Here is a 22010-nt window from a genome sequence, read left to right as displayed (position 1 = left end):
CAGGCCCATGCCGTACGAGTACGCTGCATGAGTTGCATGCGTATAGGTGCGCGCATGCACGATCGAGCCCGCGAGCAGCCTGCGGGGCGGCCGCTGGCGCGGCCTCAATGAATGTTGCAACGGAGGATGGTGTCATGGATGCAGCCACGCAATTGGCGCGCAGTCAGGAAATTGCCGGGAATATCGCGCATGTATTTGAAAAGCGCACGCAAAACGCATTGGAGCAATACGGGAAACGGTTACGCGCAGCCGTCGATGGTGACGCCAGCAGCGACGGGAGCGTCACCCCATTCGCGGCGCAACTCAACCCGTTGAGCGCATGGCATTACGCCGTCGACGTCGCACAGCGCTCGCTCCTGTTCTGGGACACGGTGCGCGAGCGCGGCACGCAATACGTCGAACGCACTGCGCAGGAACTCAAGCCCGCGCTCCATTTCGACTATGACGTTGTGCTCGACGGCAGGCATTTCGCGCGCCCCGTTAATTACGCGCTGCTATACATCAAGCCGCCGGAAGGTGTGATCGTCGATGCGAAAAAACGGCCTTATCTGATCATTGATCCGCGCGCGGGCCATGGTCCGGGCATTGGCGGCTTCAGGGACGATTCGCAGGTCGGCGTCGCGCTACGCGCGGGCCATCCCGTGTACTTTGTCGTGTTCTTCCAGAACCCCGAACCCGGTCAGACACTGCTCGACGTTTGCTCCGCCGAACAGGAGTTCGTCAGGAAAGTGCGCTCGCTGCATTCCGACAGCCCGAAGCCGGCGATCATCGGCAACTGCCAGGGCGGCTGGGCCGCGATGATGCTGGCGAGTTCGTCGGCGGAAGACACTGGCCCCATCGTCATCAACGGCGCGCCGATGTCGTACTGGAGCGGCGCGTGGAGCGAAGGCGCAGGCGACAATCCGATGCGCTATGCGGGCGGGATACTGGGCGGCACGTGGCTCGCGTCGTTTTCGTCCGATCTCGGCAACGGCAAGTTCGACGGCGCGTATCTCGTGCAGAACTTTGAGTACCTGAACCCGGCCAACACGTTGTGGGACAAGTACTATCACGTGTACGACAACATCGATACGGAGCCGCCGCGCTTCCTCGAGTTCGAGCGCTGGTGGGGCGGCTACTACCTGATGAACCGCGAAGAGATCGAATGGATCACGCGCAATCTGTTCATCGGTAACAGGCTCTGGTCGGGCGAAGTGCGCGGCGTGTCGGGTAAGGCGCTCGATTTGCGGGATATCCGCTCGCCGATCATCCTGTTCGCCTCGATGGGCGACAATATCACGCCGCCGCAGCAGGCGTTTAACTGGGTGGCCGACCTCTATGGCAGCACCGAGGAAATCAAGGCGCGCGGCCAGGTCATCATCGGACTGATGGACGAGGATGCCGGACATCTTGGCGTTTTCGTGTCGGGCAAGGTGGCGAAGAAGCAGCATGCGCAGATCGTCAACGTGCTCGAGGCAATCGAGACGCTCGCGCCGGGCCTCTACGCGATGTTGATCGACGAGGTGAACGGCGCCGACGGGAAGGTCGCATACGAGGTGACATTCGTTGAACATCGTCTCGAAGAGATCGCGCAGCGTTTCAACCGGTTCAAGCGTGAGGACGAAAAGCCCTTCGAGGCCGTAGCCGAGCTTTCCGAATTCAATCAACGCGCCTATGAACTGTTCGTGCAGCCCTACGTTCAGTGGATGTCAAACGAGACCACTGCGCGATGCTTGCGCGAATTTCATCCGCTACGCTTCCAGCGCTGGGCCTTTTCGGACCTGAATCCTTGGCTTGCCTGGCTGCGCCCGGCGGCCAACGCGGTCAAAGCCAACCGGCAGCATGCCGACGATATCGAGCCGTGGCGCAAGCTCGAACATCGCGGCTCGGGGATCATCAGCGCCTCGCTCGACCACTTCAGGGCGATGCGCGATGCCAGCGCCGAGTCGCTGTTCTTCAGCCTCTACACCACCCCCTTCCTGCTCCGTTTCGCGGACCGGTACCGCAATCGCGAGGTCGCCGCGTCCACGGCTTCTAACCCGCGCGAACTGCCTTTCGTGAAGGAGGCACTGGCGTCGATCGGGCAGGGCGGCTACGACGAAGCGGTCGCGCGCGCGGCGTTCCTGCTTGGGCGCAGCGGGGAGCCATTGCCGCTTGCGCGGCTTGCGACTCAGCATGAACTGGTTGAAGCCTACGCCGAGTATCTGCCCAGCATGCCACCCGATCAGTGGCGGCGCATACGCGGTGAACAGGAGCTCATCGCGACTTACGAGCCGCAGCAGGCGATCGCGACGCTTCCGGCGTTGCTTGCCAAACCGGCAGACCGCGAGCGGCTGTTGACCTTGCTGGACAGACTGCTGGCCGACGAGCGCGTGCAAAGCGTGACGCCGACCGCACAGCAATGGGAGGCGTTGCAACGCGTTCGCGCGGTGCTCGGCGCGCCACCCGCAGCGCGGCCTGTTGCGGTGCTTGAGCATACGCCGTCGTGAGCGCGCCCGTCATTTCCGTAAAGGAACCATCCATGGAACCCAAACACGCGAAGTATCACCGGCTCATTGCCCATTGCCAGACGCTGGCGCCGATGCCCACGGCCGTCGCCCATCCATGCGACAGGAGCTCGCTGGAAGGCGCAGTGGAAGCGGCGCGGAAAGGCCTGATCGTGCCGATCCTCGTCGGGCCGCGCGCGCGCATCGAATCGGTTGCCGCGGAGTGTGAGCTTTCGATCAGCGATTATCAGATCGTCGACGCGCCGTTCAGTGAGGCTTCGGCAGCCGCGGCCGCGCAACTGGTGCGCGAGGGCAAGGCCGAAGCGCTGATGAAAGGCAGCCTTCACACCGACGAGCTGATGGCCGCGGTAGTCCGGCGCGATGCGGGGTTGCGCACTGGCCGGCGCGTCAGCCACTGCTTCGTCATGGACGTGCCCGCACACGCGGACCCGCTGATCGTAACCGACGCCGCCGTGAACATCGCACCGACGCTGGAGGAAAAGGCAGACATCCTGCAGAACGCGATCGACCTGGCGCACGCGCTCCAGTTTCCGGAGGTACGCGTGGCGATCCTTTCGGCAATGGAGACGGTTAACCCGAAAGTGCCTTCGACCATCGAAGCCGCCGCGCTGTGCAAGATGGTGGACCGGCGCCAGATCACGGGTGCACTCGTCGATGGCCCGCTCGCGCTCGATAACGCCATCGACCCCGATGCCGCGCGCATCAAGCAGATCAATTCGCCTGTGGCCGGGCGGGCCAATGTTCTCATGGTGCCGGACCTCGAAGCGGGCAACATGCTCGCCAAGAGCCTGTCGTTTCTCGCGGGCGCCGACGCGGCAGGCATCGTGCTTGGCGCGCGCGTGCCGATTATCCTGACGAGCCGCGCGGATTCGCTCATTACGCGGCTCGCGTCGTGCGCGGTGGCGGCGCTAGTCGCCACCGCGCGGCGCGAATCCGCAAAGATCGTCGGGTGACGCCATGGCAGATGTGATTCTGGTTCTGAATGCAGGCTCGTCGAGCATCAAGTTCTCCGCATTCGAAGAGCAGGGCGACGCGCTCGAGCTCGTCGTGCATGGCCAGGTCGACGGCCTTTACACGGCCACCGCGCAGTTCGATGCCGTCGACCGTCACGGCGAGCACCATGCGAGAGAACTGAGCGACGGCGACGAGCTGGATCATCGCGAAGGACTTGAGCAAATTGGCGCGTTCCTGAGCGAGCACCGCGAAGGGCATAAGCTTGTCGCGGTCGGTCATCGCGTCGTACACGGCGCTCAGAGCTTCAGCGGTCCGGTGCGAGTTACGTCCGCGGTAGTGGACGAACTGGAGAAGCTTACGCCCCTCGCACCGCTACACCAGCCGCACAACCTGACGCCCATACGCATCCTCGACGAACTGCAGCCGGACGTGCCCCAGGTGGCGTGCTTCGACACGGCTTTCCATCGCACGCAACCCGAGGTGGCCCAGGCGTTCGCGCTCCCCGCGTCGATCACCGGCCGGGGCGTGCGCCGCTACGGCTTTCATGGGCTGTCCTACGAGTACATCGCGAGTGTCCTGCCCGACGTTGCGCCGAGGGCGGCAAGCGGACGCACCGTGGTCGCGCACCTCGGCAATGGCGCGAGCATGTGTGCGCTCCTCGCGGGCAAGAGCGTAGCGAGCACGATGGGCTTCACGGCCGTGGACGGATTGCCGATGGGCACGCGTTGCGGCAGCCTGGACCCGGGCGTGGTGCTCTACCTGATGGAAGAGCTCGGGATGGACGCGCGTGCGGTTGAGGATCTGCTCTATCGCCAGTCGGGGCTGCTTGGCGTATCCGGCGTATCGAGCGACATGAGGGCGCTGCTCGCAAGCGATGATCCGCGCGCCCGTTTCGCAATCGATCTCTACGTGTACCGCATATCGCGCGAGCTTGGCGCCCTCGCCGCAGCCATGGACGGGATCGACGCCCTGGTTTTCACCGCGGGAATCGGCGAGCATGCGGCGGCGATTCGCGAGGGCGTGGCGCGGCACGCGGCCTGGCTCGGCGCAGAGCTCGACGCCGAAGCGAACGGCAAGGGGGGACCCCTCATCACCACAGACTCGAGCCGGATATCGGCGTGGGTCATCCCGACCAACGAAGAGCTGATGATCGCGCGCCATACGCGCGCGCTCCTCAAATGAAGGAGGAACATTATGTCGCCTGAACCCACCGAGCGATTACGTCCTGTACTTGCGGGCATGAAAGCGCTGGTCACCGGCATCGCCAACGAACACTCGATTGCATATGGTTGCGCCAAGGCGTTTCGGGAGCTCGGCGCGGATCTGGCCATCACCTACGCCACGGGAAAGTCGAAGCCACATGTCGAGCCGTTGGCGAGCGAGCTGGAAGCACAGCTGTTTTTGCCGCTCGACGTCGGCAACGCTACGCAGCTTGAGGCAGTATTCGAGGAGATCCGGCAGCGCTGGGGACGGCTCGACATCCTGCTGCACTCCATCGCGTGGGCGCCCAAAGACGACCTGCAAGGCGGGCTGCTGCACTGCTCCAGCGAAGGCTTTGCGCGCGCGATGGACATTTCGTGTCATTCGTTCGTGCGCATGGCGGCGCTTGCGGCGCCGCTCATGGACCAGGGCGGCACGCTGCTCACCATGAGCTATTACGGTGCCAACAAGGTCGTGCCGAACTATAGCGTGATGGGGCCAGTGAAGGCCGCGCTCGAAGCCTGCGCGCGCTACCTCGCCTATGAGTTCGGACCGAAGGGCATTCGCGTAATGCGGTTTCGCCGGGTCCGCTCAAGACGCGGGCGGCTTCCGGCCTCAAGGACTTCGACCTGCTCCTCAACGAGGCGGCCACGCGCGCGCCGATCGGCGGGCTGGTCGACATCATGGACGTCGGCTACACCTGCGCGTTTCTCGCCACGCCCTACGCGCGGCGGGTTTCGGGCGAAACGCTGTATGTCGACGGCGGCGTCAACATCATGGCCTGATTATTTGGCTTCGGAGAGGAAACACCATGACTGAGCTTTTACTGGGTAATGTCGAAGAAAGCGTCGCTGACGAGGAAATCAGTGAGTTCCTGCAGAGATACGGATTCCCGCCGTTCGATTCGATCGAGCGCGTGCCCGCAGGAATCGGACGACCCATCGCGCTGCTCAGGTTCAACAATCTCTCGTCAGAGGCACTAAACCTGCTCCAGTCGAGGATTCATAACATGTTCTGGAAGGACCACACGATCAGTGCGCAGATCCTGCCGGAACGGGAAGATTGAGCCGCAAAAGAGGCGCCCATGGGCATTCTGGCCAGGCTGTTTCATCGCGAGGGCACATCGGAGAAGCGCGCCCAGGATTCCGCACAGGTGAGTGAGGCCATCGAGCGCATTGCAAAACTGACTCCGCAGTTACGGCTCGCCGAGCGTTATCAGGAGCGCCTCGCGGCGGCGGTCAGCACTTCGCTCGACTATGTCAGGGCATTGGTGGACGACATGCCGCCGGCACGCGAGGCGAGCGCATCCGCCTGGACGACGAACCCGTATATTCAGGCCTTTTTCGCAACGCCGGAAGACGTGCCTCGTGTCTTGAGTCATTCGACTGAACTGCGTACTCATTTCGATGCCAATCCCTTGGCAACCGAGGCCTTCGCCGTGCTCGGTATGGCGATGACCGAACGGCGGACATTCGGCGTCGCGCAACATGGATCGACGGCGTGCGCCGACGTACAGCGAACCACCGTGAGCTTCAGCGATCACCGGGCACGCGTGTGCGCCAGCACGGAGCAGACGCTTCGAGAGGAGATCGTGCGCCGTGTGGTGGATCAGCTCGTGCTCGTGGCCCTCGAACGAATAGGCGCGGACGTGTCGCGCCGCGGCGAGCTCGAGCAGGAGCGCGCGCTGCTCAAGACGCGCCTCGCACTGCTGCAGCGGCAGGGTAGCGGGATGAGCGCCGTATTGGGTGCGGAGCCATTGTCCAGTCTCGTGGAGGTGGCGCGCCTGCAGGCGCAGATGGAAAAAAACGACGCGGAGATGGCGCGTCTGGGACTCGCGACCGAGGCGATCGACTGCCGGCTGAAGATCATTGCTGATGTGCTCAATTCGCCCGCGGAACACCTGCATGTACTCAAGAGGGAACTGCGGCTCGATCGCATGAACGTGATCGTGGAAAACGGGTACGCACACGAGGGCACAACGATCGAATTGAGGCTCGCGAGCGTGCCAGAAACAGCGGGTGCCATGCGGGCGTTTGCGCTGGTGAAATTTACCCGTTCCGATCTACTGCCGGCGCCGGGCATGGTCGATGAGGAGCGAAAGTGCTTGATCTGACGATGCCACGAACTCTCGCGGCGCACACGTTCGGCATCGAAAGCTATGGCCGAGTCATCATGAATGCCTGGATGCATCGCGCGACGCTGTTAGCAGTTAGCGGTCCTGCTGATTGGAGTCAACGATGTGACCGGCGCCGTGCGCACCGCAACCCGGCGTGCCCGCCAGAGGCAGCTTGCGGCGCTGCTCGTGCAAAGGTACCGCGTGAAGCCCGTATTACGCTCGAGCCGGCCCTGATGCACGAGATGCCAGCGCGTCCGCAGCGATTGTCCTGGCTGCGCGGTTGCGCGCCCGGCGTTTTAACCCGGAGTTGGCTGCCGCAGTGGGCCAATGGCGGAATTGTGAACTGCTGTCGGGGGCGTTCCTTGTGCATCCGGATGCTTTGGCGTCCGATGGTCCAGCCCAACTGGTTGGCGTACCAGCATTGGGCAACACAAATGGCCGGGCGGATCAGGGAACTCGAATCGCATCAGCTGTCCATTAGCTACTGAATGAAAAATCGCCGCAGACTCACGACAAACTTCTGGAGGCTATCCATGCATAACGAATACTTTCACATCAGCAACGAATCTGGCATTGCACATCTCCAGCTGAGCCGTCCCGACCGGCTCAATACGATGGGCCTGGCCTTCTTCACCGGGTTGCGCGACGCCGTGCTGGCGCTGGATGACGCGGGCGACACCCGTGCCCTCGTTATCAGTTCCACCGGAAAGCACTTTTCGGCCGGCATGGCGCTAGACGTGTTCACCGGCACGACGGATGGGTTTGACAACAGCAGTCCACGGGCCCGGCTAAGCTTCCAGCACGCGTTGAGAAATCTGATGAATTGCTTTGATACGCTCGATCAGGTCCGGTTTCCCGTCATCTGCGCAATTCAGGGCGGCTGCATGGGCGGAGGCCTCGATCTCGCGGTCGCCTGCGACATTCGCACTTGCACGACCGATGCATTCTTCGCACTACAGGAAACCCAGATCGGCATGACGGCTGACCTCGGTGTGCTCCAGCGCCTGCCGAAGATCATTCCCGCCGGCGTGGCTCGCCAGATGGCCTACACCAGTGAGCGGTTGAGCGCCGAGCGTGCATTGGCGGTCGGCCTGGTGAATGCCCTGTTGCCCGATGCCGAGGCACTGCTCCGACACGCGATGGAGCTGGCCCGAACCATCGCGTCAAAGTCCCCGCTGGCCGTTGCCGGGTGCAAGGCTGCGATCAACTTCGCGCGCGATCATAGTACGTCCGAATCTCTGCGCCATATGGCCTTGTTGCAGAGCGCCGTCTTCGACACCCAGGATATTGCCGAGGCAATTTCGGCCTGGCATGGAAAACGACAGGGACGCTTCGACGCGCTATCGCCGCTGACAACCCGCCCGACGGCGAATCCGCATGACCGGGAACCACTGCAGGCCAGTCGCGCGTCCGCTGATGCGCAGCCGTCCCGCTCCGAGGATCAGGGGGATGAACAAGGTGCACGTTAATCCTCCGCAGCGTATTAACGCTGCTGTACTAAACCGCTGGCGTGGTAGTGGGAGGGAAGCGGAGGTCAGTGCCTGGCGTTCCGTGAGGACATCATGTTCCTATTTGGGAGATGACTCTCGAGCAACTACGACAATTTCCCCCAAGATGCCGCAGGTGCTTATGTGCAAACTATTCAATCGAGAAGTCGGGATATTCTGTGTTTGTGAAGTGCCCTGCAGACCGGGCCTGTCTCTCCAGCAATCTTGAAAAAAACACTCCGAATGGCTGGAAGACGTTGTATGAAGAGCGAACGAATAAGTTCAAATCTAACCTTGGTTTTTTGCAGACCTGGACTCAGCAGCTAATATGGCATCAGCCGTCAACCATTTAATTCGCCTTCATGATGGACCGATAACAAGAACCCACTTATTTACGGAATGAACGACCATTTTCATTCAGACGAATTGAGTCGCTAATTATTTGAGGTATGAATATGAAACATTCAATGCAGGCGATTTTTATAATATGTGCGCTCGGTTATGCGAACCTGTCGGTGGCGGAGAATTGCGCGGGGCACGTTAAATTCGTATCGTCTGATTTCGAAGAGCAAAACCTGACACTAAAAGTTCGCGTATTCGCTGATAAAAAAATGACATCCCGAACCGTACATTACACTATATCTGGTGAGTATGATACGGAGATTCCAGGGGGATTAGGGCTTCCTTCTCTCAAAGTAAGGGCTTCACTTAACTCAAGTAATTCGACAGTGGTAGACGCAGGTGATGAGTGGAAAAATCAGGAGATTAGAGTCGCAGCGCCAAGCAGACCGCTTTCCGCCCCGAAAATAAAAAATATATTAGTGGACGCGTGTTATACACAATAGGTACGGGCGAGCGGCGGTGTGGGCGGTCGCGCGCATCCCGGCGCGAGAGCAGGAAGACGACCGGCTCCTGCAGTTCGAGAACTCGAACGCGTGCGGCAGGAGCGTAGCGCGCACACCCACCGCATCCGCTCCCTGCTCGTGCTCCACAACCTGCGCGTCAGGTATGTCGGCGGCCGCATCTGGACGCACTGGTGGGCCCGGCAGCGCGAGCTGCTGGCACCCGGCCTGCGCGCCGAGATTGACTGCGAATGCGAGCGGCTCCCGCTGGTGCGCCAGCAGATCCGCCTGCTCGAAGTACAACAGGAGCTATCGGAGCGGGCAGCGCATGGACGCTGGTCAGGGAGCGGTTCGGGTGGCGCCAGTTTCGCAACCGCCGGGAACTGGCCGGCTGCTTGGGGCTGACGCCCACGCCGTACGCCAGCGGCACCAGCGAGGTTGAACTGGGGATCAGCAAGGCGGGGAACCGGCGATGCCGGTGGCTGATGGCGGAGCTCGCCTGGAGCTGGCTGAGCTCGAACACGGCGAGATTCCTGCTGGTGCGATACCCAAATCACGAGAGATCAACATGGCGAGCAGCTGACTACAACTGGAGCACGACGGCATGTAAAGGTCAACGCGCCCGGAAAAAACCCGGGCTACCCATGCAAGTAGCCGTTTCCAGGAGATGGGGCGCGTCGGTAACAGGGTGGTCCCAGCGGTTCGCGCATGCGGCATGAGGTGACCGGCCTGCCAGGCCGGCACGGATAGAAGGTCGACCCGGCACTACTACTGGCCGGTCCCATCAGACACCCTGACCTGAATGACACTGACATGCCAGGCTGCAAAAAGGCGTATGCAATCGGGCATCGCCGTGGGCCTTACGGGTAGTCTGCGGGCCAGCCTGCGTCTGGTCTTAGCAGGCGACCCCGCCGTCTAGGTATCGTGAAGCGTTTGATTTATATCAATCAATTCAATTGGGTCATGTGACAACCTGCAAATCGAACCAGCGGAACATTAGAGAGCAAGCAAGCGCTCACCGCGTGCATGCGGGTGTTTGGCAAACTCGTGGCGCCCATTTCATACGATGTAGTCGGGTTGGTCTGGTTCTACAGGATCGCTCGACTATTCGTGATCGACGCGTGAAGATTATGGCTAGAAGGAGAAGCGCGAGATAGGCCGGTGGGCGTAGCGGACTTGGTGCCGCCTGGTCGATCTGCCGCGTGTCGTTAGCAGCTACGAGATCGAGCGTGCTGTCCATCACTGTCGGGGGCGGTGAAGTGACTCGGCGAGTGACATCAGAAGCCGGCGTCGCGGCCGTCCTGGTGCGGTCTGCTCCCTGCGCTGAATACCCCGGCGACGACGTCGCGGTCACCGGTCGCATAGTGCGGACGCTCGGGGACGACGAGATTGCTAAAGGGTGTGCAGATGTGCGGGATAGGCGCATTTTTCAGGGAGAGAAGCAATGTACGACACTTCGAAAGAAGCGAAGAGCAGCGATTCGAAGCCCGGGAGCGAGCTCAGCAACAACGTGTATTTGAAGGAGCTGCGCCGGCTCCACGGCGAGTTGATCAAGATGCAGGAATGGGTCGTGCATACCGGCGCGAAGATCTGCGTCGTGTTCGAGGGACGCGACGGCGCGGGCAAGGGCGGAACAATCAAAGCGATCACCGAGCGCGTTAGCCCGCGCATTTTCCGGGTCATCGCGCTGCCCGCGCCCACCGCCCGCGAAAAGAGCCAGATGTACATGCAACGCTATGTTCCGCACCTGCCAGCGGCCGGCGAGGTCGTGATTTTCGACCGCAGCTGGTACAACCGCGCGGGCGTTGAGCGCGTGATGGGGTTCTGCACGGAGCGCGAAGTGCAGGAGTTCCTGTTTGCGACGCCGCTCGTCGAGCGGGCCATCATTGATTCGGGGGTTATCCTGGTCAAGTACTGGTTGGAGGTGAGCCCCGAGGAGCAGACCCGACGCCTCGAAGCTCGCATTTACGATGAGCGCAAGGTCTGGAAGCTCTCGCCGATGGACCTCGAATCGTATCGGCGCTGGTACGACTATTCCAAGGCGCGCGACGAAATGTTCGCGAAGACTGACACCGAATTTTCGCCATGGTATATCGCGCGCTCCGACGACAAGAAGCGTGCCCGTCTGAACATCATCAGACACCTGCTTAGCAAGGTGCCTTACGAGAGCGTGCCGCGGGAACAGGTGAAATTGCCGCGGCGGCAGAAGGCGGGAGACTACCGCGAACCCGACTATCCGTACCGGTTCGTGCCCGTCGACGCGCAGGGCACCGAGGAACACGCCCGAAAATCGCGTGCGAAGACAAAGGCCAGATCGGCTCGTTAGAACCCTCGTGACCGGTCGGCTAGGCCTGTGGGTTCACAGGGGGACCCATAGGCCTAGCAGGGGGGATGCGCGGGCCGCGGCGTTGCAGTCCGGCTTGCCTGAGAAATTCTGAGCAGTGCCGCATTGCAGCCGGCGGGGAACCGGGATTGCCAAACACCGGCTGAAAATGCCGATGAAGCGCGCTCGGATGCGCCCTATGACGCGTCGACGCGCAGGACCAAAGTCCAATCGCTGGCGTGCGGGAGCGACATGATGTAATCGGGAACGTTGAACGGATGGAGAGCATGTCGTGCGAGCGTGCTCGAATAATTCGAACTGCGATTCGAAGAACGGATTTGAGGAACGATCGGGATGTATCGGATCGAGGAACCGCGGCTTGGCGGGCTGCGTATCAGGGAATGGCGACGCCGCGTGCATCTGGCGGTTGGCCTGTTGATTCTGGTGCTGCTGGGATCGACGCTGGGGATTGGGTTGCTCGACCACTCGGATGCGCCGTTGAGCACGAAGATGTTCACGGCCTTCTGGGATGCGGTCAACCTTGTCACGACGCTTGGCGATTTCTCGGACTTCAATCCGGACCAGAAGATATTCATGCTGGTCGCCATACTTGCGACCGTGGTGGTTGCCGGGTATGCGTTGCGTCAGTTGACGGGGATGCTGTCTGGCGACGACGTGATGGTCTTCTGGGAGAACAGGGCAATGGAGCACAAGCTGGAAACGCTGAGCAATCATGTCACGGTCTGCCCGTTTGGTTCGGTCGGCCAGCTGGTCGCCGCCCGTCTGCGAGAGGCGGGAGCGACCGTGCTCGTGCTGGAAACCGATGTAAAGCGGGCCGAAAAAGCATCCGGACTGGGATACATGGTCATCCTGGGCGATCAGAATTCGTTCGACGACGTACTCGAGCGTGCCAGGCTGGATACCGCCAGTGCGCTGTTCGTGACCGGCACCGATCCGAACAGCAATCTGGAGATCACGCTGGTGGCGCACACGCTCAACTCGGGGCTCCAGATCGTGGTGTCCGGTGACAATGATCTGCGCCGGATGTTGCTCCAGAGGGCTGGCGCGTCGACCGTCATCGACCAGAACGACATCGTTGCGCACGCCATGGTCGGGCAGATTAATGAACGGCGGGCGCAACGGACATGAAGCCGGTGCTCGATGAGCGGGATCTGCTGGTGGTCCGCCGCTGTCCCCGCGCGGTTACGCATCTGCTCCACCGGCTGGCCTCCTGGTTTCAGGGTAACGTACAGCAATGCGGGTGCCCGACTGTTCGCCGTGATGTTTGGACTTGCTCGCTGTCCGTCAGGAAGGAAGTTTCACACAGGAGTCGACCATGCGAGCGAACACGGTGCAGCCGGTTGGCGGCGGCGAGCAGGCCGGATTTGTACTCCTTCCGGCATTCACAGACCATCTTTCGGGAGCGGAGCCCCGCAAGTCTTGCAAGAATCCGGGTAAGAAGTGTCCGCGCAACCTGCGCGGTAGCTGTCAGCCACCAGGCAACCGTCTGGACCCGGTCCATCTGATGCTGGGAGTCGACGAGTGGCGGCTGGCTAAGCTGATTCCGTTGCGTCAAAGGCACATGGTCCAGTCTTCCCTCACACGCTCCGGGTATCCCTCCGGGATCAGCGGATATCGGCAAGAGCGACGTCTTCGACGAAGCAATCGCTACCTTTACGTTCGCATGCCCCGACCAGATCGAAGCGGAGCATGCCGCGCGCAAGCGCGGGTCCCCAACGCAGAGTGAGAGGCCGTTCTCGGCGAGTCGGGATGAATCATAGTGTAGGAGGCCGCACCGGCTACATGCCCGTTTGAACAGGCAACGCTCTAGCGACGATGGCATGGTCTCCTCCGGCGCCAGATTCGCAGTGCATCGGGTATCAATGGGGCGACCTGCGCGCGATGTGGGAATTTGATGACAATAGGGAGTCCGCGTGACTATGGGACACGATTCATCAACACATTCAATTGGCGGCTTTCGCATCCCGGTGCTGGAGTGGGTCCGCGACTATCAGAAGGAGTGGATCAAGCCGGATATCATTGCCGGGGTGACCGCTTCGGCTGTCGTTCTTCCGAAGGCCCTGGCATACGCGACCGTCGCGGGGCTGCCGGTGCAGGTAGGGCTGTATACGGCCTTCCTTCCGATGGTGATCTACGCGTTCCTGGGATCGTCGCGGCCGCTCAGCGTGAGCACCAGCGCAACGATCGCCATCCTCGCCGCCGCGGCCCTCGCCCGGGTGGTCCCGGATGGAGGGACGGCAGACCTGCTGAGAGCCTCTGCAACGCTCACGTTACTGGTCGGGGCCATCCTCACGCTAGCCGCGCTCCTGCGGTTCGGATTCGTTGCCAACTTCATTTCCGATCCTGTGCTGACCGGATTCAAGGCCGGTGTCGCGGTCGTCATCGTGCTGGATCAGTTGCCGAAGCTGCTCGGCATTCACTTTCCCAAGGGGTCGTTTTTCCACAACGTGCTGGCCACCGTCACGGGTATTCCACACGCGTCAGCGGCGACCGTTGCTGTGGCGGCGACTACGGTGGGCATTCTGGTGGCAATCGAGCATTTCTTTCCACGGGCACCCGCGCCATTAATCGCGGTGGCGTGCGGTATCGGCGGCGTGAGCCTGCTCGGCCTGCAGTTTCACGGCGTCGACATTGTCGGCCATGTGCCGACGGGCTTCCCTTCCGTCACCATGCCGGACCTTTCGCTTGTCGCGTCGCTTTGGCCAGCCGCCGCGGGCATTGCGCTGATGAGCTTTACCGAAACGATCGCGTCCGGGCGAGCGTTCGTTGAGAGAGGAGAACCCGCGCCACAGGCGAATCGGGAGTTGCTGGCGATCGGTCTTGCCAACGTGGGAGGCGCGCTGCTCGGCTCCATGCCGGCGGGCGGAGGAACGACCCAGACGGCCGTGAACCGTCTTGTGGGCGCCCGCAGCCAGCTTGCCGAACTGGTCACGGCTGCCGTCACGCTGGGCACGATGCTGCTGCTTGCGCCCTTCATCGGACTGATGCCGCAGGCCACGCTGGCAGCGGTTGTCATCGTCTATTCGATCGGCCTGATCAAGCCCTCGGAATTTCGCGCGATTGCCGCTGTGCGGCGCACTGAATTCGTGTGGGCGCTGGTTGCGGTCTGCGGCGTTGTGCTCTTCGGCACCCTGCTGGGCATCCTCGTCGCCATTGTCGTGTCGCTCCTGGCGCTTGCTCACCAGACATCCGATCCACCCGTATATGTGCTGGGCCGCAAGCCTGGCACGAACGTGTTCCGCCCTGTGTCCGCGGAACACCCCGACGACGAGGCTTTTCCGGACCTCCTGTTGTTGAGGCCCGAAGGGCGCGTTTTCTTTGCCAACGCCGAGCACGTCGGGGAGAAGATCCGCGTGCTGATCGAGCAGACTCATCCCCAGATCGTCGTGCTCCATCTGCGCGCCGTCTTTGATCTCGAGTACACGGCGCTCAAGATGCTGACGGAAGCGGAAAAGGAGCTACGCAACAAGGGCATAAGGCTCTGGCTCGTGGGTCTGAACCCGGGCGTACTCGCGATGGTGCAGCATTCACCGCTCGGCGAGACGCTCGGTCGCGACCGGATGTTCTTCAATCTGGAACGGGCGATCGCGGCATGGCAGGCGCAGCGACCACCGGGGGGCAGGCGGGGATCGACGCCCTGAGTTCGCCATCTGGTGCCGCTCCCTGCCGCGCAGGCGCTGCTCGGTGACGCGTCAGCGACGACTGCCGACTTATGCAAAAACCGACCTGTCGCAGTTGCGCGCCCTTGATCGGGTAAGGCTTGCTCCAGGTGTCCGGCATCGAGTGCGGACATGGCGGCGGCAAGGTGCTTGATGGCGTCTCCATGACATTGGAGCGGGTCGAAGGGGCCGAACGCCGCCAATAACTGTCGCTGTCTGGCTCCTTTGAACTGTACTAGCCGGTACTCGACCGGTCAGACAATGTCAGCAGAGATGTCTTCCACTCCCGACTGAGGGGATGATTCTCCGGAACGAGTCGAACCTCAAGCCTGCGCCTTTGGCGCACCGCTTCCCGGCTTCGGGCTTGACCTTTTCCTCGCCCCGGAACGACAGCTATCAAGTCGGGAGTGACGAAATGAACAGACACTGTCTGTCGAGTCAAGTGCTGCTGTCTACATTTGAACCGAACGACGGCTCTTCGACAGAGCCCAATAGTATGGATTTCAGCCTTCTCAGCTTTGGTGAAATAGCCATTGCGCGGACGGTCTTCCTGGGTGCCGGTGTGAGCGCAGCACCCGGCAAAAGAAGCGACTGGCGGCCTTGTCGCGACGCTTTTGCAGCAGCATGTTCAGTTCAGTACCGTGTTCGTCATTGCGCGCCACAAGACGTACGGTCCGTCACGCAGGTTCAAGAACATTTCATCCAGGTGTCGGGTCGAACCCGCCCTGCCGCGCGCGGCCTTCGTGCGACGCGCCAACTGCGCGCCGAGCCGGTCGCGCTAGTTGCGCACCGACTCGTAGCTGACGCTCACGCCGCGCTCGAGCAACAACTCCTTGATGTCCCGCAGGCTCAGATTGAAGCGGTAGGACCAACGTACCGCGCAGTGGATCACCGCTGCTTTGACTGGCCATATCGACTACAGGCGGCTTCGACAAGCCTAACAACCATCCGGTGCTTTGTTCAGTCGTTGCCCTCAAGTGAGCCGACTTCGCTGCGACCGCACGGCAGGTTCCGCCCAAAGGAAAACACGGCGTCGAAGTCCGCGCGGGCTGTCTTGAGTTCCAGCATCGCGGCTTCAAACCTGACCAGCTTCAGCATTGGTGGCTGCGCATCGCCGTCCGGTGAGAAATGTTCCTGGAGAGCGGCGGACGCCGCTTGCACCTCATGAGCGGCATCCCGCGACCCGCTCCAGGGCCCGCGCCTCGTTGAACCGCGTCATCCTCGTAGACATGTGGCCTCCCCGCACAAATTCGTCAGCGCATGCGTCCCGCTATGTCAATTTACAACTGATGAACGCAAGCGCCTCGAGATAATCGCTGTGCATTGTCCCTGGTGAACGACGTCACACGAGAACGACTTCAAAGAACGCTTCACCCGTCATGTGCGGCTACGTTCAAAATACACAATCGGCTCATCCATGCTGCGCGCGCAGCACGAGCTCTGCAGTCGCGTTGAAGAGTGCAGAACCCGGCAGATTCTGACCGCCATCGCAAACTACCACGCAACCGGTGATATAAGAGGCGAGCGGCGATGAAAGAAATGCCGCTAACTGACCAATATCGTCTACGGTTCCCGTCCGAAGTAGCGGAACGGCGGCAACCAGTTTTTCCTTTTCCGCGGGATCGGAGAGGCGCTTGAGCCCTTCCGTCTCTTCAATGGAACCGGGCACGATGCTGTTGGCACGGATGCCGAATCTTCCCCATTCGAGAGCGATGTTCTTCATCATCATGTCGATGCCGGCCTTCGCAGCGCCGACATGGACCTGAAAAGCATGAGGTATGTAAGCCATGCCTGCCGATATATACAGGATCGTCCCTCTGGTTTCCTTGAGTTGCTCGAAAGCTTTGTGAGTGGCGTTGAAGGATCCAAGCAGATCGATGTCGATCACTGTCTTGAATCCGTTGGCAGAGAGCTTTTCGGCAGGCGCGAGAAAGTTGCCGGCGGCACCACAGACCAGTACGTCCATCGCGCCCAGCTCTGCTTTCGACTGTTCAAACGCGGCTTCGAGTGCGGCACTGTCACGTACGTCCGCGCTGACCGCGCAGACCTTGGTGCCGAACGCTCGCAAATCCGCAGCCGCCGCATTGAGCTTCTCCTGAGAGCGCCCACAGATGGCGATGTTGGCGCCGAGTGCGGCGAAGTTCTTTGCGACACCGAGGTTGATTCCACTGCCGCCACCGGTGACAAAAACGGTTTTGCCTTTGAAAAGGTCTTTCAAGAAATATTGGGTAACGAGCACGACGTCTCCTAAAAGTTTCGAATTTCATCTTGCTTCGTCAATACGGGAAACATCGCTGTCACCGTGACGAAGCGCTTTGTGCGCGGGCGTCCACCCGCCGGATTGCGCATTCAAACAGGAACGGCTTCAGTTCGGCATTTCTGCGTGTCCACGACGCATACCAGACATTGTGACGACAACTTCGAGGCCGTGTTTGCCGCCGCCGTCCCTCTCGTCGGTCTCGAACGAAGAACGGGGAGCGAGTGCCGCCAACGTTATCCCAGGCAGTCGGACCGTTGCGTCGGCACGCAGCGAGAGTTGATGGACCTTCCCTGGTGCAGTCAGCGGTAACGCGTCGACGATCCCTGTCTACTGTTGCGTGACGCCGTTACCCCATGTCACGGCGACACATGGACATCATTCCATTCACACGACGCGAAGTTACAAAACGATTGCGTCTTCCGTTGCAGCGACTGCGCCATGCGCTCGCTTCACCTGCTCACAAGCAGCGTGGCTGCATGGAGCAAAACCCCGGCGATGCCCCCTACGAATGTCCCGTTGATACGGATGTACTGCAGGTCGCGGCCAATCTCTGCTTCAATCTTCCGACTGGCTTCCTTGGCATTCCAGCCTTTCACGACGCCGGTGATGAGCACCGAAATCTGGTGCCGATAGCGCACCACGAGCGTGTGCGCGAGATTCAGCCACCACACATTCAGCTTCTGCTGAAGCGCAGGCGAGCGCCTCATACTCTCGCCGAACGAAACCAGCGCGCCGGTTGTCACACTTCGAACCATTGAATACTCGCGATAGACCTCGGCTGTCACGCGTGTACGGATGTGCTTCAGCAGCACACGGGAATAACGCCCATTCCTGAAATGCCGAAGACAGTCGCGCATCAACGTCTTGCCAAAGCGGCGATGGATACTCGATGTCTGAAGTTGCATGATCAGATGCTGAATCGCCTCGTCGAACTGGCGACGAAGCTCATGATCCTGATTCGCGACGACCTCATGAAGTAGCGCAATGACGCCTTCGACGAATTTGTTGACGATGTAGGCGTCAAGCTGCGCAGGCGTGTAGCGCGACACCGCACTGAACTTCGCCTTGAGCATGCCGGCGTTGTTCGTCAGCCAAAGCTCCAGCGTCTCAAGTCCATGATCCAGCAGGGGCTGATGACGATTGCCGTCGGTCACCACCTTCAGGATATTGCCCGCGACTCGAGACACATCGAGCGTGCGCAGGTGCGGGACCATGAGGCGATCGAGAAATCGCGCGAAGTCCGCGTCGTCGATCCCGTCAAGCAAACCAGGAAGCGAGTCTGCAACCACGTCTGCGATCGCCCGGCTGTTTGCCGGCTTGACAAGCCACTCCGCCAGCGCTTTGGCTGTGTTGTGGCCGCTCAACCTGTCGATGACGAGTTCCGGTGTCAGGAAATTCTCCTCGACGAAGCTGCCCAGACTCTCAGCAATCCGCTGCTGGTTTTGCTCGATGATCGCTGTGTGCGGGATCGGCAGACCAAGCGGATGCCGGAACAACGCAACCACCGCGTACCAGTCCGCTATCGCGCCAATCGCGCCAGCCTCCGCAAACGCCCGCAGCCACGCCAGCCACGGATAGTCGGCCTGAAAAACGACACACACAAGCAGCAGCGCCATCATGGCGCCCAGCAGGCACGTCGCTGTTCGCCGCATGCGTTTCAAACGAGCCTCTTTTCGGATCCCCCGCTCATCGGCTGCTCCGGCTTGCTGGCTTTCGTCATTGTCAGTGAGGCAACTCAATTCGTCTCCCGCCGGAGGAATTTTTGCACCACAGGAGCAACTTCCTTTGCGCGCGCGACGAGGAACAGATGGCCGTCGTCAATGACATACAACGTCGCATCGCGGATGCGGGCCGCGAGAATTTTCGCATTCGCCAAGGGCACGATCGGGTCATCGTTACCGTGCATGACGAGCGTCGTCTGGCGCAGGCTGCCAAGCCAGGGCAAACTGCTCCATCCCCAGGCCGCCAGCAGTTGATAGAGGTATCCGCGACCCCGCGGCGCACGGATATGACGGCTGTGCTCCTTCAGCAACGCCGGGTCGCGCCGGTATGCTCCGCCGTATATCTCGGCACCGTTCGCCTCGAGGTATGCCGGGTCCGTGTAGCGCCGCGGGCCAACGAGCTTCGCGAGCACCGATACCTTGGCCGGCACCATGACGACGCCTGGCGAGGTCGCCGCGAGAACCAGCCTGCGGCAACGCACGGGATACAGATGCGCGAATTGCTGCGCGAGCGCGCCGCCCCACGATACGCCGAGTACATCGACGGGCCCTTCATAGCCCAGCTTCGACAACAGCCTGTCAGTGAGTACCGCGAGCGTCGAAAAGCGATACGGCACGCGCGGGACCGGCGATCCGCCGACGCCGGGGATGTCGAAGACGATGACGCTCACATTTTCCAGGGCAGAGACAAACGGCTCGACCAGTTCAAGATTCGCGCCGACGCCGTTGAAGATGAGCAAGGGCGGGTAATCGTCGCTGCCGCGCCGAATGCCGGCACGCAGCGTCTGACCATCCAGATCGACTGTCTGGATGTGCAGGTTGCAGACAGACTCAGGGGTATTGAGCATTTCTCTTATCCGGGTGACTGTCATGCGAGGCGCCGCGCGGGGCATCGGCGCCTGTTCGTATTGTGATGCCGCGTTACTTGCCCGGTTGCAGAAGCGCCTTCAGATCTTCGACGTTCTCCGCGACGCGCCTGCTGACGATCGCATAGCTGTCGGACTGCGTCGTATAAACCGTACTCGTCACTTCCTGCGCGTTCGACAAGACCCTGTGCAACGCCTGTTGAACCAGTTCACCCGCGTTTGCAAGAGGCTTGCGTACCGAAGTGTCAGGTTGCGTTGTGACCATCGATTGCAGGCCGGTCATCGTCGTGCTCAGCATGTCCGCCTGCTTTTGACCGAGCGACTGGATGCCCGCGAGCGTAGTCGCGTTGATCGCAACCAACGCCTCGACGTCCTTGCGCCGCCGCTCCAGCATGGCGGCGAGGTCGAAGCCGGGCAGCTTGAAGGGACCGATGAGTCGGGTGTAGTCGGCAAAAAGGCTCTTGGTGTTGCCTGATTCCATGTCAAATTCTCCGAAGGGTTGGTGTGAATGAAAGTCGTCGTGTTCCAGTCGACGTAAAACCAGACGTTACATTTCAACGACATAGGTGCCGGGGGCATCGGCAATCGGCGGGTGCCGTTCGTTGCCTGGCGTATCTGGCGCAGGCCGGCGTTCTCCGGAACGCTCGGCGAGCCACTGTCGCCAGTCGCTCCACCATGAGTCCGCTTCAGGTTTGGCTGTAGCGAGCCATTCGGCGGGACTCGCCGGTAATTCAGAATTGAGGAAGAACTTCGCCTTCGGATTGCCCGGAGGATTGATCAGGCTCTGGATGTGACCACTCGAACTCAGCACGAAGCGCGTCTTGCCGCCGAACGCGCGCGCCGTGTTGTACACGCCCTTCCATGGCGTGATGTGATCGGTGACGCCAGCCACGACATACATGTCGCACTTCACACCCGAGAGGTCGATCGGCGTACCCTGGACGGTCAGCGCACGAGGCTTGCTGAACAGGTTTTCCGTGAAAATATCGAGCAACTGGCCGTGGAACCGGGCAGGCAATCGAGTGGCGTCGTTATTCCAGTAAAGAATGTCGAAGGCCGGCGGCGAATTCCCCAACAGGTAGTTGTTGACCCAGTAGTTCCATACCAGATCGTTAGGTCTCATCCATGCGAACACGCGCCCCATTTCCTCACCTGCCAGCACGCCTCTCGCCGTGCTGCTCTGCTTCGCCGCCGCGACAACTTCAGGGGTAACAAAGAGACCCATTTGCGAGTCGGCGACACTATCGAGCACGGCCACCATCAGCGTGGCGGCATTGACCACGTTTTCGCCACGGCTTTCGAGGTGGCCGAGCAACGCTGAAATCGTCATTCCGCCCGAGCAGGCGCCATGCAGGTTCACGTCCGCGCTGCCGGTGATGTCACGCACCGCTGTGATAGCTTCAAGCAGCGCGGCGACATACGTGTCCATGTCCCAGTCACGCTGCGCCAAAGTCGGGTTGCGCCAGCTCACGACGAACACCTGGAACTCGTGCTTCACCAGGTAGTCGACAAGGCTTTTGCCCTTGGAGAGATCGAAAATGTAGAACTTGTTGATCTGGGGCGGCACGATCAACTGCGGACGCGTATAGACGTTCGGGGTTGCCGGTGCGTACTGAATGAGTTCGAGCACTTCGTTGCGAAATACCACCGCGCCAGGTGAGGTGGCCAGGTTCTTGCCGACTTCAAACGCGGCCTTGTCGACCTGAGCAGGCATGCCCTGGTTGGTCAGCGTATCCGTGAGGAGGTTCTTCAGACCCGCAACGAGGCTTGCGCCTCCTGACTCGACAACCTTCTTGATTGCAGCCGGATTGCCGAGCACTGTGTTCGTGGGCGCCATTGCGTCCGTGACGAGCGATAGCACGAACTGCGCGCGCTCCTTGCTCTTTTCGTCGAGCGCTGAACAATCGACAAAGCCCGTCAGCGCGTTACGGACTGCAAAGTAGCCTTGCAGTGTGCTGCGGTACAGCGAATTGTCGCGCCAGGCGGCGTCAGCGAAGCGTTTGTCGCTCTGTGGCTGGGTGGATGCGGAGTTGCCGCTGAATATAGAAACCAGCTCGCGCGCCAATGCCGCTTCC

15 protein-coding genes and 3 pseudogenes are annotated in these 22010 nt (G+C 61.1%); 11 read left to right on the top strand and 7 right to left on the bottom strand.

The window, feature by feature from the left end:
- The first annotated feature begins 134 nt into the window (after window positions 1-134).
- The 11 genes and pseudogenes from FVF58_RS43165 to FVF58_RS43115 all read left to right on the top strand — a co-directional run bounded on the left by FVF58_RS43165 (window position 135) and on the right by FVF58_RS43115 (window position 15070).
- Window positions 135-2468, top strand: coding sequence for a DUF3141 domain-containing protein (locus tag FVF58_RS43165; RefSeq protein ID WP_149675733.1), 2334 nt, complete (start codon window positions 135-137; stop codon window positions 2466-2468).
- An 11-nt stretch (window positions 2469-2479) separates the two neighbouring features.
- Window positions 2480-3439, top strand: coding sequence for a phosphate acetyltransferase (locus FVF58_RS43160; RefSeq protein WP_281291355.1), 960 nt, complete (start codon window positions 2480-2482; stop codon window positions 3437-3439).
- Window positions 3440-3443: 4 nt separating this feature from the next.
- Window positions 3444-4622, top strand: a complete 1179-nt coding sequence (locus FVF58_RS43155) for an acetate/propionate family kinase (RefSeq protein WP_149675731.1) — start codon at window positions 3444-3446, stop codon at window positions 4620-4622.
- Window positions 4623-4634: 12 nt separating this feature from the next.
- Window positions 4635-5425, top strand: a pseudogene (gene fabI / locus FVF58_RS43150) (enoyl-ACP reductase FabI).
- Between the two features lie 26 nt (window positions 5426-5451).
- Window positions 5452-5706, top strand: a complete 255-nt coding sequence (locus tag FVF58_RS43145) for an RNA-binding protein (RefSeq protein WP_149675730.1) — start codon at window positions 5452-5454, stop codon at window positions 5704-5706.
- An 18-nt stretch (window positions 5707-5724) separates the two neighbouring features.
- On the top strand, window positions 5725-6753 hold the full coding sequence (locus tag FVF58_RS43140; protein WP_149675729.1) for a hypothetical protein: 1029 nt from the start codon (window positions 5725-5727) through the stop codon (window positions 6751-6753).
- A 536-nt stretch (window positions 6754-7289) separates the two neighbouring features.
- Window positions 7290-8225, top strand: a complete 936-nt coding sequence (locus tag FVF58_RS43135) for an enoyl-CoA hydratase-related protein (RefSeq protein WP_149675728.1) — start codon at window positions 7290-7292, stop codon at window positions 8223-8225.
- Window positions 8226-9092: 867 nt separating this feature from the next.
- Window positions 9093-9597: pseudogene (locus tag FVF58_RS55030) on the top strand (transposase); the annotation flags it as partial.
- A gap of 932 nt (window positions 9598-10529) precedes the next feature.
- Window positions 10530-11411 (top strand): polyphosphate kinase 2, encoded by an 882-nt coding sequence (gene ppk2 / locus FVF58_RS43125; protein ID WP_149675726.1) that lies wholly within the window; start codon window positions 10530-10532, stop codon window positions 11409-11411.
- A gap of 351 nt (window positions 11412-11762) precedes the next feature.
- Complete coding sequence (locus tag FVF58_RS43120; RefSeq protein ID WP_149675725.1) at window positions 11763-12557, top strand: potassium channel family protein; 795 nt, start codon at window positions 11763-11765, stop codon at window positions 12555-12557.
- Window positions 12558-13348: 791 nt separating this feature from the next.
- Window positions 13349-15070 carry a SulP family inorganic anion transporter gene (locus tag FVF58_RS43115; protein ID WP_149675724.1) on the top strand — a complete coding sequence of 574 codons (1722 nt, stop codon included), beginning with the start codon at window positions 13349-13351 and terminating at the stop codon, window positions 15068-15070.
- A gap of 558 nt (window positions 15071-15628) precedes the next feature.
- Here FVF58_RS43115 and FVF58_RS53605 read toward each other — a convergent pair.
- From FVF58_RS53605 to FVF58_RS43085, 7 genes and pseudogenes are all read right to left on the bottom strand, one after another.
- Window positions 15629-16001, bottom strand: a pseudogene (locus FVF58_RS53605) (DDE-type integrase/transposase/recombinase); the annotation flags it as partial.
- Window positions 16002-16048: 47 nt separating this feature from the next.
- Complete coding sequence (locus FVF58_RS51970; protein WP_188131126.1) at window positions 16049-16186, bottom strand: hypothetical protein; 138 nt, start codon at window positions 16184-16186, stop codon at window positions 16049-16051.
- Window positions 16187-16499: 313 nt separating this feature from the next.
- On the bottom strand, window positions 16500-17327 hold the full coding sequence (locus FVF58_RS43105; RefSeq protein WP_149675723.1) for an SDR family oxidoreductase: 828 nt from the start codon (window positions 17325-17327) through the stop codon (window positions 16500-16502).
- Between the two features lie 470 nt (window positions 17328-17797).
- Window positions 17798-18964 carry a DUF445 domain-containing protein gene (locus tag FVF58_RS43100; RefSeq protein WP_281291354.1) on the bottom strand — a complete coding sequence of 389 codons (1167 nt, stop codon included), beginning with the start codon at window positions 18962-18964 and terminating at the stop codon, window positions 17798-17800.
- A 119-nt stretch (window positions 18965-19083) separates the two neighbouring features.
- On the bottom strand, window positions 19084-19917 hold the full coding sequence (gene phaZ, locus FVF58_RS43095; protein WP_149675721.1) for a poly(3-hydroxyalkanoate) depolymerase: 834 nt from the start codon (window positions 19915-19917) through the stop codon (window positions 19084-19086).
- 73 nt (window positions 19918-19990) lie between these two features.
- Window positions 19991-20416: a phasin family protein gene (locus FVF58_RS43090; protein ID WP_149675720.1), complete on the bottom strand. Its 426-nt coding sequence runs from the start codon at window positions 20414-20416 to the stop codon at window positions 19991-19993.
- A gap of 66 nt (window positions 20417-20482) precedes the next feature.
- On the bottom strand, window positions 20483-22010 hold a 1528-nt coding region (locus FVF58_RS43085; protein ID WP_149675719.1), incomplete at its 5' end, for an alpha/beta fold hydrolase.

This window comes from Paraburkholderia panacisoli, assembly GCF_008369935.1.
GTDB lineage: Bacteria > Pseudomonadota > Gammaproteobacteria > Burkholderiales > Burkholderiaceae > Paraburkholderia > Paraburkholderia panacisoli.
The sequence above is the reverse complement of the archived record's forward strand: the minus strand, read 5'-3'. Positions and strand labels throughout refer to the sequence as shown.